10 protein-coding genes and 8 tRNA genes are annotated in these 12,414 nt (G+C 74.6%); 10 read left to right on the top strand and 8 right to left on the bottom strand.

All coding sequences use genetic code 11. The features are described from left to right. Positions 1–49: 49 nt before the first annotated feature. From hutU to L1785_RS12970, 5 genes are read left to right on the top strand one after another with little or no spacing between them, the layout of a single operon-like run. Entirely contained in the window at positions 50–1,708 is a 1,659-nt protein-coding gene (hutU, locus tag L1785_RS12990) for a urocanate hydratase (RefSeq protein ID WP_236089689.1), read from the top strand. Next, the gene (locus tag L1785_RS12985; protein WP_236089688.1) at positions 1,705–2,925 is read left to right on the top strand and encodes an allantoate amidohydrolase; all 1,221 of its coding nucleotides are present in this window, start codon (positions 1,705–1,707) and stop codon (positions 2,923–2,925) included. The genes hutU and L1785_RS12985 overlap by 4 nt, the downstream gene beginning before the upstream one ends. After that, the gene (locus tag L1785_RS12980; protein ID WP_236089687.1) at positions 2,922–4,271 is read left to right on the top strand and encodes a formimidoylglutamate deiminase; all 1,350 of its coding nucleotides are present in this window, start codon (positions 2,922–2,924) and stop codon (positions 4,269–4,271) included. The genes L1785_RS12985 and L1785_RS12980 overlap by 4 nt, the downstream gene beginning before the upstream one ends. Next, a complete protein-coding gene (gene hutI / locus L1785_RS12975) occupies positions 4,268–5,440 on the top strand; it encodes an imidazolonepropionase (RefSeq protein ID WP_236089686.1) in 1,173 nt (390 codons plus the stop codon). The genes L1785_RS12980 and hutI overlap by 4 nt, the downstream gene beginning before the upstream one ends. Before the next feature lie 25 nt (positions 5,441–5,465). Beyond that, positions 5,466–6,362 (top strand): CHAD domain-containing protein, encoded by an 897-nt coding sequence (locus L1785_RS12970; RefSeq protein ID WP_236089685.1) that lies wholly within the window; start codon positions 5,466–5,468, stop codon positions 6,360–6,362. 87 nt (positions 6,363–6,449) lie between these two features. Here L1785_RS12970 and L1785_RS12965 read toward each other — a convergent pair. The 8 genes from L1785_RS12965 to L1785_RS12935 form a co-directional block, all read right to left on the bottom strand. Then, positions 6,450–6,524 (bottom strand) — tRNA-Val (locus L1785_RS12965). 1 nt (position 6,525) lies between these two features. Beyond that, positions 6,526–6,596, bottom strand: a tRNA-Cys gene (locus L1785_RS12960). Positions 6,597–6,640: 44 nt separating this feature from the next. Continuing rightward, positions 6,641–6,712: transfer RNA gene (locus L1785_RS12955), tRNA-Gly, on the bottom strand. 155 nt (positions 6,713–6,867) lie between these two features. Then, a tRNA-Val gene (locus L1785_RS12950) sits at positions 6,868–6,941 on the bottom strand. Positions 6,942–7,032: 91 nt separating this feature from the next. Further along, a complete protein-coding gene (locus L1785_RS12945; protein ID WP_236089684.1) occupies positions 7,033–7,884 on the bottom strand; it encodes an aminotransferase class IV in 852 nt (283 codons plus the stop codon). Positions 7,885–7,948: 64 nt separating this feature from the next. Next, positions 7,949–8,071, bottom strand: coding sequence for a hypothetical protein (locus L1785_RS22850; RefSeq protein ID WP_268915231.1), 123 nt, complete (start codon positions 8,069–8,071; stop codon positions 7,949–7,951). 44 nt (positions 8,072–8,115) lie between these two features. After that, positions 8,116–8,718: a dihydrofolate reductase family protein gene (locus L1785_RS12940; RefSeq protein WP_236089683.1), complete on the bottom strand. Its 603-nt coding sequence runs from the start codon at positions 8,716–8,718 to the stop codon at positions 8,116–8,118. Between the two features lie 107 nt (positions 8,719–8,825). After that, on the bottom strand, positions 8,826–10,013 hold the full coding sequence (locus L1785_RS12935; RefSeq protein ID WP_236089682.1) for a chorismate-binding protein: 1,188 nt from the start codon (positions 10,011–10,013) through the stop codon (positions 8,826–8,828). A 105-nt stretch (positions 10,014–10,118) separates the two neighbouring features. On the opposite strand from L1785_RS12935, the gene L1785_RS12930 reads away from it, so the two are divergent. The 5 genes from L1785_RS12930 to L1785_RS12910 all read left to right on the top strand — a co-directional run bounded on the left by L1785_RS12930 (position 10,119) and on the right by L1785_RS12910 (position 12,410). Continuing rightward, positions 10,119–10,190 (top strand) — tRNA-Gly (locus tag L1785_RS12930). 46 nt (positions 10,191–10,236) lie between these two features. Next, a tRNA-Cys gene (locus tag L1785_RS12925) sits at positions 10,237–10,307 on the top strand. Between the two features lie 10 nt (positions 10,308–10,317). After that, positions 10,318–10,392: transfer RNA gene (locus L1785_RS12920), tRNA-Val, on the top strand. Positions 10,393–10,411: 19 nt separating this feature from the next. Then, positions 10,412–10,488: transfer RNA gene (locus L1785_RS12915), tRNA-Val, on the top strand. Between the two features lie 113 nt (positions 10,489–10,601). Then, positions 10,602–12,410: a cation:proton antiporter gene (locus L1785_RS12910; protein ID WP_236089681.1), complete on the top strand. Its 1,809-nt coding sequence runs from the start codon at positions 10,602–10,604 to the stop codon at positions 12,408–12,410. Positions 12,411–12,414 lie beyond the last annotated feature (4 nt).

The following is a 12,414-nucleotide window of genomic DNA, read 5'->3' as shown; positions in this document are numbered from 1 at the left end:
GGGCCGGTCCGGCGCCCGCAACCCACCGAACGAAGCTAAGGAAGACCCCATGTCACGGCAGACCCAGATCCGTTCTCCCCGAGGCACGGCGCTGACGGCCAAGAGCTGGCAGACCGAGGCCGCGCTGCGGATGCTCATGAACAACCTCGACCCCGAGGTGGCCGAGCGCCCGGAGGATCTCGTCGTCTATGGCGGCACCGGCAGGGCGGCGCGGAGCTGGGAGGCGTTCGACGCGATCGTCCGGACGCTGACCGGCCTCGAGGCCGACGAGACCCTGCTCGTCCAGTCGGGCAAGCCGGTAGGGGTCTTCCGGACCCACGAGTGGGCGCCCCGCGTGCTCATCGCGAACTCCAACCTCGTCGGGGACTGGGCCACCTGGCCCGAGTTCCGGCGCCTGGAGGCGGAGGGCCTGACGATGTACGGCCAGATGACCGCGGGCTCGTGGATCTACATCGGGACCCAGGGCATCCTGCAGGGCACGTTCGAGACGTTCGCCGCGGTCGCCCGCAAGCGGTTCGGCGGCACCCTGGCAGGCACGCTCACCCTGACGGGGGGCTGCGGCGGCATGGGCGGCGCGCAGCCGCTCGCGGTGACGCTCAACGGCGGGGCGGTGCTCATCGTGGACGTCGACGAGTCCCGCCTCGCCCGCCGCGTCGAGCACGGCTACCTCGACGAGCACACCACCGACCTGGACACCGCCCTGGAGCGGGTGCTCGCCGCGCGGGCCGAGCGCCGGCCGCTGTCGGTGGGGCTCGTCGGCAACGCCGCGACAGTCTTCGCCGAGATCCTCGCCCGCGGCGTGCCCGTCGACGTCGTCACGGACCAGACGAGCGCCCACGACCCCCTCAGCTACCTGCCCGAGGGCGTCACGGTCGAGGAGTGGCACGAGGCCGCCGCCGCGGACCCGGCCGGGTTCACCGACCGGGCCCGAGCCTCGATGGCCGCGCAGGTCAAGGCCATGGTGGGCTTCCAGGACGCCGGTGCCGAGGTCTTCGACTACGGCAACTCGCTGCGCACCGAGGCCCAGCTCGGCGGGTACGAGCGCGCCTTCGAGTTCCCCGGGTTCGTCCCGGCCTACATCCGCCCGCTCTTCGCCGAGGGCAAAGGCCCGTTCCGGTGGGCGGCGCTGTCGGGAGACCCCGCGGACATCGCCGCCACCGACCGGGCCGTGCTCGAGCTCTTCCCCGAGGACGAGCACCTGCGGCGGTGGATCCAGGCCGCCCAGGAGAAGGTCCAGTTTCAGGGGCTCCCTGCCCGCATCTGCTGGCTCGGGTACAAGGAGCGCCACCTCGCAGGGCTGCGGTTCAACGAGATGGTCGCCTCCGGCGAGCTCAGCGCCCCCGTCGCCATCGGGCGCGACCACCTCGACTCCGGCTCCGTGGCCTCCCCGTACCGGGAGACCGAGGCCATGGCGGACGGGTCCGACGCGATCGCGGACTGGCCGCTGCTCAATGCCCTGCTCAACACCGCCAGCGGTGCCACCTGGGTCTCGATCCACCACGGCGGCGGCGTCGGCATCGGCCGGTCGATCCACGCCGGCCAGGTGATCGTCGCCGACGGCACCGAGCTGGCCGCGCAGAAGCTCGAGCGCGTGCTCGTCAACGACCCGGGCACCGGCGTCATGCGGCACGTCGACGCCGGCTACGAGCGGGCCGCGGAGGTGGCTCGCGACCGCGGGCTGCGCGTCCCGATGTGGGAGACGGCATGACGCGCGGCGCCACACAGGACGTCACGGTCACGGGGCTGCTGGCCGAGATCGCCGACGTCGGGCGCGACGCCGTCCGCGGCGGCTACTCCCGGCACGTCTTCGACGACGCCGACCGCGCCCTGCGCGAGTGGTTCACGACCCGCGCGACGGGCCTCGGTCTCGACGTCGTCCCCGACGCCGACGGCAACCTCTGGGCCTGGTGGGGCGCACCCGGCCCCGATGCCGTCGTGACCGGCAGCCACCTGGACTCCGTGCCCGGTGGCGGCGCGCTCGACGGGCCGCTGGGGGTGGCGAGCGCGCTCGCCGCCGTCGCCCGGCTCAAGGCCACGGGGCTCACGCCGGCCCGGCCGTTCGCGGTCGTGGTCTTCGCCGAGGAGGAGGGGTCCCGGTTCGGGGTGGCGTGCCTCGGCTCGGGGCTCCTGACCGGCGCGGTGGCCCCGGACCGGGCCCGGGCGCTGACCGACGCCGCGGGCACCACGCTCGCCGAGGTCTGGGCCGCCAACGGCCTCGACCCGCAGCGGCTCGGCCCTGACGACCGGGCCCTCGGGCGGATCGGCTGCTTCGTCGAGCTGCACGTCGAGCAGGGCGCCGACCTCGTCCACCGCGGCGCCCCGGTCGCGCTCGCCACCGCGATCCTCGCGCACGGCCGGTGGCGCGTCCGCGCCGTCGGACAGGGCAACCACGCCGGGGCCACGCCGATGGGGTCCCGCCACGACCCGGTGATCGTTGCCGCCCGGACGGTCCTCGCCGCGCGGGAGGCCGCCCTGGCGACGCCCGGCGCGCGGGCCACGGTGGGCCGTGTGACCGTGGTCCCCGGCGGGACGAACGTCATCGCGTCCGTCGCGGAGGCCTTCCTCGACGTCCGCGCCGCGGACGACGGCACCGTGCGCGCGGTCGTCGCCGAGATCGCCGGGGCGGTGCGCGCCGCCGGGGAGGCCGAGGGGTGCACGGTGGAGATCGTGGAGGAGTCGTTCGCGCCGGCCGTCGTCTTCGACGCCGGCCTGCGCCGCCGGCTCGCCGCCGTGCTGGGCGACCCGCCGGCCATCCCCACGGGGGCGGGCCACGACGCCGGGGTCCTCGCCACCCACGTGCCGACGGCGATGCTCTTCGTCCGCAACCCGACCGGCGTCTCGCACGCCCCGGAGGAGGGGGCCGCCGCGGAGGACTGCGAGCGCGGCGTGGACGCCCTCGTCCGCGTCCTGGAGGAGCTGGTGTGAGCGTGACCTGGTGCCGCCGGGCGCTCGTCGGCGGGCGGTTCGAGGCCGGCGTCCGGATCGAGGCGGACGCGTCCGGAAGGGTGACGCGCCTGACGGTCGGCGCCCCCGACGACGGCGCCGGCCTGCGGCTCGGCACCGTCGTGCCCGGGTTCGGCAACGCCCACTCCCACCTCTTCCACCGGGCGCTGCGGGGACGCACCCATGGCGACGGAGGGGACTTCTGGAGCTGGCGCGAGCAGATGTACGCCGTCGCGGGCGCCCTCGACCCGGACCGCTACCGCGCCCTGGCCGCTGCCGTGTTCGCCGAGATGCTCGCCGCCGGGTACACGGCGGTGGGGGAGTTCCACTACGTCCACCACCGCCCCGGCGGCGCGCCCTACCCCGACCACGACATGGAGCTGGCGCTCGCGGACGCGGCCGAGGAGATCGGTCTGCGGCTCACCCTCCTGGACACCTGCTACCTGCGCGGCGGCCTGGACCGGCCGCTCGAGCCTGCCCAGCGGCGCTTCGGCGACGGCAGCGCCGAGGCGTGGCTCGAGCGCTGGCACCGCCTCCGCGACCGCCTCGGGCACCGCCGGCTCGTCACGCTGGGCGCGGCCGTGCACAGCGTCCGCGCGGTGACCGAGGCGGACGTCGCCGCGGTCGTCGCCGGTCTTCCTGCGGGCACCCCGCTGCACGCCCACGTCTCCGAGCAGCCCCGGGAGAACGAGGAGTGCCTCGCGCGCACCGGCCTCACGCCCACGGGCCTCCTGGCCCGCGCCGGCGCGCTGAGCCCGCACTTCACCGCGGTCCACGCCACGCATCTCACCGGCGCCGACGTCGGCCTGCTCGGCGGTGCCGGGGCGAGCGTCGCGCTCTGCCCGACCACCGAGGCCGACCTCGCCGACGGCATCGGCCCGGCCCGCACGCTGGCCGACGCCGGAGTCCGGGTGGCGATCGGCTCGGACCAGAACGCCGTCGTCGACCCGGTGCTCGAGCTGCGCGCCGCCGAGGCGCACGAGCGGCTCGCGTCGGGACGCCGCGGCGTCTTCGACCCGGCCGAGCTCTGGCTGATGGGGACCGCGAACGGCTACGCCTCGCTCGGCCTCGCCGACCCTCGGGCCGTGCCCGGGCTCGCGGTCGGGGACCTCTGCGACCTCGTCGAGCTCGACGACGCCTCGGCCCGCACGGTCGGGTCCCGGCCCGAGCAGCTCGTGCTCGCCGCGACGGCCGCGGACGTGCGGACCGTCGTCGTCGGCGGGCGGGTGCGGCCGGTTCCGGACGTCGCCGCCCTGCTCGCGGACGCGCTGGGCGCCCTCGGCACGCCGAGCACGCTGAGCTCGCCGGGCGCGGTGAGCGCATCATGACCGCGCACGTCGTCACCGGCATCGGTCAGCTCGTCACGAACGACCCGACCGCGGGCGACGGGCCCCTCGGGGTCGTCACCGACGCAGCCGTGGTCGTCGAGGGCGGGCGGGTGGCGTGGGTCGGCGCCGCCCGTGAGGCACCCGCGGCGGACACGGTCTCCGACGTCGGTGGCGCCTGCGTCCTGCCCGGGTTCGTCGACAGCCACAGCCACATCGTCTTCGCCGGGGACCGCACCGCCGAGTTCGAGGCGCGGATGGAGGGCCGGGCCTACTCCGCGGGTGGCATCCGGACGACGGTTGCGGCCACCCGGGCCGCCGACGACGCCACGCTGGCCGCGCGCGGGCGCCGGCTCGCGGGCGAGATGCTCGCCCAGGGCACGACGACGCTCGAGGTCAAGAGCGGGTACGGGCTCACGGTGGCGGACGAGCAGCGGATCCTCGAGGTGGCCGCCGGGCTCACCGACGAGGTGACCTTCCTCGGCGCGCACGTCGTCCCGGCGGAGTACGCCGGGCGGACCGACGACTACGTCGACCTGGTGGTGGGGGAGATGCTGGACGCCTGCGCGCCGCACGCGCGGTGGGTGGACGTCTTCTGCGAGGACGGCGCGTTCGACACCACCCAGGGCCGCCGGATCCTCGAGGCCGGCGCCGCCCGGGGTCTCGGCGTGCGCGTCCATGCCGCGCAGCTCGGCCCCAGCGACGGGGTGGCCATGGCGGTCGAGCTGGGCGCCGCGAGCGTCGACCACTGCACCTTCCTCACGGGGGCCGACGTCGAGCTCCTCGCCGGCTCGCGCACCGTCGCGACCCTGCTGCCGGGAGCCGAGTTCTCCACGCGCCAGCCCTACCCGGACGCCCGCAGGCTGCTCGACGCCGGTGCGACGGTCGCGCTCGCGACCGACTGCAACCCCGGCTCGTCGTTCACGAGCTCGATGCCGTTCTGCGTCGCGGTGGCCGTGCGGGAGATGGGCATGACGCCCGCCGAGGCGGTGTGGGCCGCGACCGCGGGCGGCGCGCGGGCGCTGCGCCGCGACGACGTCGGACGGCTGGTGCCGGGCGCGAGGGCGGACTTCGTCGAGCTCGACGCGCCGTCCTACGTCCATCTCGCCTACCGGCCCGGCGTGCCGCTCGTGCGACGGGTGTGGAAGGCCGGAGCGGTGGTCGCCGGGTAGGTCTCGCGTCCGTGCATCATGAGGTGTGAGCAAGTACTCCCGCAGCTCGCCCGCCGTGCAGGTCGTGATGGAGCGCGTGACCCGGCAGGTCGAGCAGATCCGCAGCCAGGACGGGCCGGTGCGCCAGGACGCTCCGGACAGCGTCCATGCCATGCGGGTGGCGGCCAGGCGGCTGCGCAGCGCGCTGCAGACGTTCTCGCGGTTGTTCGACAAGGCCGCGACCCGGCCGGTGCGGGACGAGCTGAAGTGGCTCGGCGGGGTGCTCGGTGAGGCGCGGGACGCCGAGGTCTTCCGCGACCGGGTGATCGGGGTCGTCGAGACGCACCTGGGCGGGCGCCTGGGCGAGGGCGGCGAGGAGGTTCGTGCCGAGCTCGAAGGCGGCTACCGGGCGGCGCACGACCGCGTGCTGAACGAGCTCGACTCGCCGCGCTACCGGGCGCTCCTGGAGAGCCTCGCCGCCCTGGTGGAGCAGCCGCCGCTGCGGGGCAGGGCGCACCGGAGAGCCGACAAGGTGCTGCCGCGCCTGGTGGCGCGCACCTATTCGGCGGTCGCCTCGGCGATGGAGGTCGCCGCCGCCGCGCCGCCGGGAGATGCGCGCGCGGAGCTGCTGCACGAGGCGCGGAAGAAGGCCAAGCGGGCCCGGTACGCGGGAGAGACCGTCGCGCCGACTTTCGGCAAGAAGGCCGAGCGGTTCGCGGCGGCCATGGAGGCGCTGCAGGACGCTCTGGGTGAACACCTCGACGCCCGCAACGCCGGCGAGCGGGTCGCGGACCTCGCGTCCAGGACGTCCCGGCCGGGCACCGCGTTCGAGTACGGCCGCCTGCACGCCCTCGAGGAGGTCCGGGCCCAGCGCGCACGGGACGACGTCGACGCAGCATGGTCCGCGGCGCGCCGCAGGCGGCTGCGGCGCTGGCTGCCCTGACGCTCCCCGGCCGCCGGTCCCCGGGGCTCTCGGAGCAGCAGAAAGGCCGCTCCGGAATGCTCCGGAACGGCCTTGGGACCTGCCTGCTGGTGGGCGATACTGGGATCGAACCAGTGACCTCTTCCGTGTCAGGGAAGCGCGCTACCGCTGCGCCAATCGCCCGAGGTGGGTACGGGATTCGAACCCGTGTGTACGGCTTTGCAGGCCGCTGCCTCGCCTCTCGGCCAACCCACCACCGTGAGACGTGCCCTCCTCGGGTGAGGAGAGCTGGGCCTCCGAGCGGATGACGGGATTCGAACCCGCGACCCTCACCTTGGCAAGGTGATGCTCTACCACTGAGCCACATCCGCGTTGCCGGAGCTTCTTCCAGGGTTTCCCCCGGCGTTCCGGCGCTCCGAAAGACTAAGGGACGGACCGGGCAAAGGTCCAATCGAAACGCAGGGGGCCACGCCGACCGCCGGGAACGGCGAAGGCCGCCCCGGATTCCGGGGCGGCCTTTCAACGGTGGGCGATACAGGACTCGAACCTGTGACCTCTTCGGTGTGAACGAAGCGCGCTAACCAACTGCGCCAATCGCCCGTCGTGGTGCGTGCTCGATAGTAGCCGAGTCCTGCACGGATGCGAAAACGGAAATCCGCCCCGCACGCCCGTCCACGCCCACGTCACGCGCTCACGGGTCGAGTCGCTCCCGGCACACGCGCTCGAACAGCTCGCGGGCGGCGAGCGAGACCTCGCCGGCCTCGATGTCGACCCCGTCGAGCCAGGTCACGGGCTGCACGTTGCGCACGGACCCCGTCAGCAGCAGGCGGGCCGATCCGGCCGTGACCTCGTCCAGGACGGTGAACGGGAGCTCGTCGGCCGCGGCCTGGCGCACCGGCAGACCCTCCTCGGCCGCCCACTCCAGCAGCAGCTCGCGCGTGATGCCGGCGAGGCACCCGGACGACAGGGGCGGCGTGACGAGCTCTCCGCCGCGTTCGAGGAACACGTTGGATCCGGTGCCCTCGCACAGCTCGCCGCGGGTGTTGGCGAGCACGGCCTCGTCGCCGCCCTTGGCGACCGCGTCGGCGAGCGCCACGACGTTCTCCGCGTAGGAGGTGGTCTTCAGCCCGGCGACGGCGGAGCGCTCGTTGCGCGACCACGGTGAGCGCGCGGCACGCCCGGTGGGGCTGATCACGGTGGGTCCGGCGGCAACGACCACGGTCTGCGGCCCGGGCTCCCGACCGGAGCCGAGCGGTCCGATACCGGCGGTGACCGTGATGCGCAGCCGGCCCGCGGTCGGGCCGGCCTCCGCGAGCACCGTCTTGACCCCCTCGAGGATCAGCCCTTCGTCGGGCGCGTCGAGCCCGAGGCCGGCGGCAGAGCGAGCCAGTCGGCGCAGGTGGCGGGTCATCGCGAACGGCTTGCCGCCGAACACGGCGAGCGTCTCGAAGACGCCGTCTCCGACCGTGAGTCCGTGGTCCACGGCGCTCAGGGCGCCCTCGTGCGGGGCGACGAGGCGCCCGCCAGTCCAGATCACCGTCATGGCACCCAGTCTGCCCGACGCCGGACGGGTCACCCGGGTGAACACGGCACCCGGGCGTGGCGGCTCAGACGGGCCGGTGGTCGCCGAAGGACCAGAGGGTGCCCTCGGTGAAGCCGACGGCACGCAGCCAGGCGAGCTCGGCGGCGGCATCGTCGCACCGGAGGCTGATCCAGGTGCCGACAGCCATGGCGGACTTCCTTCCGTCGAGGCCGCCGGAGGCGGCCGGTTCCTTCAGGCTCGGCGGTACGTGAGGTGCGTGACGTGCGGCGTGTGCCGGGCGGAGACGGGGACGAAGGAGGTGAGCGGGACGCCGTCGAACAGCCGGACGCCGGTGGTGCCGAGGACGACGGGCGCGACATGCAGGCGCAGCTCGTCGATGTGGCCCGCGGCGAGGTACTCGCCGACGGTGGTGGCGCCGCCGCAGATCGAGACGTTCTGGTCGCCGGCCGCGTCGCGGGCGCGCGCGAGGGCGTTCTCGATCCCGTCGGTGACGAAGTGGAACGTGGTCCCGCCGGCCATCGGCTGCGGCTCGCGGGCTTGGTGCGTGAGGACGAAGACGGGTGCGTGGTACGGCGGCTCGTCGCCCCACCAGCCGGTCCAGTCGGGGTCGTGGACGCCGCTGCCCGGGCCGAACATGTTGTGCCCCATGATGAAGGCGCCCGCTGCCAGGATGGCGGCGATCTCGTCGGTGTTCTCGTCGGCGTGGTCGAACATCCAGCTGTGCAGGAGCTCGGCGTCGCCGACGCCGTCGCCGAACGGCTGGTCGGGGCGCTGGTTGAACCCGGCGGAGAACCCGTCGAGCGAGATGCCGATGTCGCAGGTGACGATGCTCATGCGAGGTGGACGGCCCCGGGCGCCGAGACTCATCGCGACGCCTCCCGACGAGGCGCATCACGACGCCTCCCGACGAGGCGCATCACGACGCCTCCCGACGAGGCGCATCACGACGAGGCAAGGCCGATCAGCCGCTCGGCCTTGAGCTCGGTCTCGTGCCACTCGGCGGCGGGGTCCGAGCCCCAGGTGATGCCGGCGCCGGTGCCGAAGCGGAGCACGCCGCCGCCGTCGGGAGTCCACCAGAAGGTGCGGATGCCGACGGCGAGGGACGCGGTGCCTGCGTCGCCGTCCACCCAGCCGACGGCCCCGCAGTAGGGACCGCGCGGGACGGGTTCGAGCTCGCCGATGATCCGCAGCGCGGAGGACTTCGGTGCGCCCGACACGGACCCGGGCGGGAAGGTCGCCTCGAAGAGGTGGCGCCACAGGTCCGGCCCGGTGATGTCCTCGCGGAGGACGCCCTGCACGCGGGAGACCAGGTGGACGAGCCCCGGGTGCCGCTCCAGGGCGAGGAGCGAGGTGACCTCGACGGTGCCGGGCCGGCAGGCGCGCTGCAGGTCGTTGCGGACGAGGTCCGTGATCATGATGTTCTCGGCGCGGTCCTTGTCGGTCAGCCCGTCGGGCGTGCGCGCGGTCCCCTTGATGGGGCCGGACGCGGCGACGGGTCCGTCAGGGCCCGGGTCGACCGACAGGTACAGCTCGGGGGAGGCGCTCACCACCCACACCGGCTCGACGCCGCTGCTCGCGGGCACATGCACCGCGGCGGCGTGCGGGGCAGGATTCCCCGCGGCAAGTCGGGCGGTGAGCGCCTGGGCGTCGGGCTCGCCGCCGCCCTCGCCCCCACGGGCGGGCAGCGGGGCTGACAGGACGCGGCAGATGTTCGCCTGGTAGACGTCGCCGTCGCGCACGTGCTCCCGCACCCGCGCCACGGCCGCCTCGTAGCCTGCCCGGTCGAGCGAGCTGCGCCAGGACCCGGCAGCGGGTCCGTGCCAGCCGCCGTCCGACGCCGGTCGCCCGCCCACCGTCTCGCCCGCAGCGGGGGCGGGCAGCACCTCCGTGAAGCGCCACGCGCGGGCGCGGCCCTCGAAGTCCGCGACGATGAACCAGGTGCCCGTCGCGAGCCGCTCGGGCTCGGCGAGGACGTCGACGCACTCGGCGACGCCGGTCGCGACGCGGCCGGCGAAGGACGCCCAGCCCGCCGTGGATGCCGGGGCGGCGGTCGGGTCCTGCGGGAGAGCGCCGCCACGGGGTTCCTGGGGCGGAACGGGGGCGGTCGCCGGGAGGGTGTTGCGTGGCACGTCACAACGCTAGACGGGGGTAGGCGATTGGACGTGCCGGGCGTCGGTCGATTAGTGTTCAGTACGCGCCGGACGCCGGGAGAAACCCCCGGGGATGTCGGCCGTGCGGATGTGGCTCAGTGGTAGAGCATCACCTTGCCAAGGTGAGGGTCGCGGGTTCGAATCCCGTCATCCGCTCGGAGGCCCACCCCCTGCCGTCACGAGGCGGGGGAGCATGTCTCAAGGTGGGTTGGCCGAGAGGCGAGGCAGCGGCCTGCAAAGCCGTACACACGGGTTCGAATCCCGTACCCACCTCGCAGCACCCGGGCGATTGGCGCAGCGGTAGCGCGCTTCCCTGACACGGAAGAGGTCACTGGTTCGATCCCAGTATCGCCCACCAGCAGAACCCGCAGTCCAGCGGGCGATTGGCGCAGTTGGTTAGCGCGCTTCGTTCACACCGAAGAGGTCACAGGTTCGAGTCCTGTATCGCCCACCATTGGCGAAGGCCGCCCCGGGATTCCGGGGCGGCCTTCGCCGTTCCCCCTGGGTACCGTGAGGTCGTCGCACGACGGGATACGGGCGCCCCCCGTGTGCAGGACGAGGAGGGCCGTGGACTACCTGATCATCGTCGTCGTCGCCGCCATCGTGGTGATCGCGGTGAGCGCGCTCGCGCCGCGGGCCGGGGTCGCCGCCCCGCTCGTGCTCGTGGTGCTGGGCGCGGGGGTGAGTCTGCTGCCGCAGGTGCCGGCCATCGACGTCCCGCCCGAGCTGATCCTGGCCGGCGTGCTGCCCCCGCTGCTGTACTCGGCGGCCGTCAGCCTGCCCGCGATGGACTTCCGGCGCGACTTCACGGCGATCGGCGGGCTGTCGGTCGTCCTCGTGGTCATCAGCTCGGTGCTGCTCGGACTGGTGTTCGTCTGGCTGGTGCCGGGCATCGGCCTGGCGACGGGCATCGCGCTCGGCGCGATCGTCAGCCCGACGGACGCGGTGGCGACCTCCATCGTGAAGCGGCTCGGGGCGTCGCCCCGAGTGGTCACGGTGCTGGAGGGCGAGTCCCTCCTCAACGACGCGTCCGCGCTGGTGCTGCTCCGGTCCGCCGTCGCGGCGACGGCGGCGTCCGTGTCGCTGTGGGGCGTCGTCGGCGACTTCCTCTACGCGGTCGTGGTCGCGGTCGTGATCGGCGCGCCGATCGGCTGGGTGGGCCTCAGGATCCGGTCGCGCCTCGGCAACGCCGCCCTGTCGACCGCCGTGTCCTTCGTCGTGCCGTTCCTCGCCTACCTGCCCGCCGAGGAGCTGGGCGCCTCCGGGCTGGTGGCGGTCGTCGCGGCCGGGTTGGTCACGGGCAACGGCGCCGCCCGTCACCTGCGACCGCAGGACCGGATGGCCGAGCGGGCCAACTGGCGCACCGTCGAGCTGCTGCTCGAGGGCGGCGTCTTCCTGCTCATGGGGCTGGAGCTCTTCGCCCTCGTGGAGGACGTCGGGGAGCAGGGGCGCAGCGTCGTGCACGCCGCCAGGGTCGCCGGCGTCGCCGCCCTCGCGGTGCTCCTGGTGCGGGCCGCCTACGTCGCGCCGCTCCTCGCGCTGCTGGGCCGCCGCGCCCGGCGCAGCGAGCAGCTGCGCGGCGTCTTCGCCGGGATGCAGCAGCGGCTCGACGAGCACCTGGCGGAGCAGGGGCCTGCCTCGCCGCCTCCGGCCGAGGGCGACGTGACTGCCCGGCGCGGGCTCCGGCGTGGGATCTACGGGCTGCGCCGTCGCGGCGGGCCTCCGCCCGACCCCGCCCGCGCCGAGCGCATCCGAGGCACCCTCGTGCGCCGCACAGCCGACATCGACTACCTGCTGGCGAAGCCGCTCGGACCGCGTGAGGGCGTGCTGCTGGTGTGGGCGGGCATGCGCGGCGTGGTGACGCTCGCCGCGGCGCAGTCGCTCCCCGCGGACACGCCGCACCGGTCGTTCCTCGTTCTCGTGGCGTTCGGCGTGGCGGCGGGCACGCTGCTCGTCCAGGGCAGCACCCTGCCGTGGGTGGTGCGGCGGCTCGGGCTCACCGGGGCGCCGGCGGGCGACGACGACTTCAACGCGCTGCGGGCGCAGGTCCAGGGCGCGGCGCGCGCCATGCTCGTCTCGCCGGGCCCGCGCCGCGCGGACGGCAGCCCGTACGACGAGGCCGTGCTCGCGCGGGTGCGCGCCGACATGCTGCGCGAGACGGAGACGCACGACGAGGACGCCGCGATCCCCGCCGACGCGTTCGCCCAGTACAAGGAGCTGCGCCTCGCCACCATCGCCGCGGAGCGTGCCGCGCTCCTCGAGGCGCGGTCCTCCGGCGTGTACGGGTCGGCGCAGCTCGGCCACGCGCTCGACCTGCTCGACGCGGACGAGATCGCGGTGGAGATGCGCCGGGTCCCGGGCACGGCCGATGAATAGGCTG

The sequence above is a fragment of the Antribacter soli genome, from assembly GCF_021568775.1.
GTDB classification, from domain to species: domain Bacteria; phylum Actinomycetota; class Actinomycetes; order Actinomycetales; family Cellulomonadaceae; genus Antribacter; species Antribacter soli.
The sequence above is the reverse complement of the archived record's forward strand: the minus strand, read 5'-3'. Positions and strand labels throughout refer to the sequence as shown.

Coding starts and splice junctions, on each gene's coding strand:
- L1785_RS12945 (WP_236089684.1), bottom strand. CDS start 7,884: ATGACGGTGATCTGGACTGGCGGGCGCCTCGTCGCCCCGCACGAGGGC.
- hutI (WP_236089686.1), top strand. CDS start 4,268: ATGACCGCGCACGTCGTCACCGGCATCGGTCAGCTCGTCACGAACGAC.
- L1785_RS12985 (WP_236089688.1), top strand. CDS start 1,705: ATGACGCGCGGCGCCACACAGGACGTCACGGTCACGGGGCTGCTGGCC.
- L1785_RS12940 (WP_236089683.1), bottom strand. CDS start 8,718: ATGAGCATCGTCACCTGCGACATCGGCATCTCGCTCGACGGGTTCTCC.
- hutU (WP_236089689.1), top strand. CDS start 50: ATGTCACGGCAGACCCAGATCCGTTCTCCCCGAGGCACGGCGCTGACG.
- L1785_RS22850 (WP_268915231.1), bottom strand. CDS start 8,071: ATGGCTGTCGGCACCTGGATCAGCCTCCGGTGCGACGATGCCGCCGCC.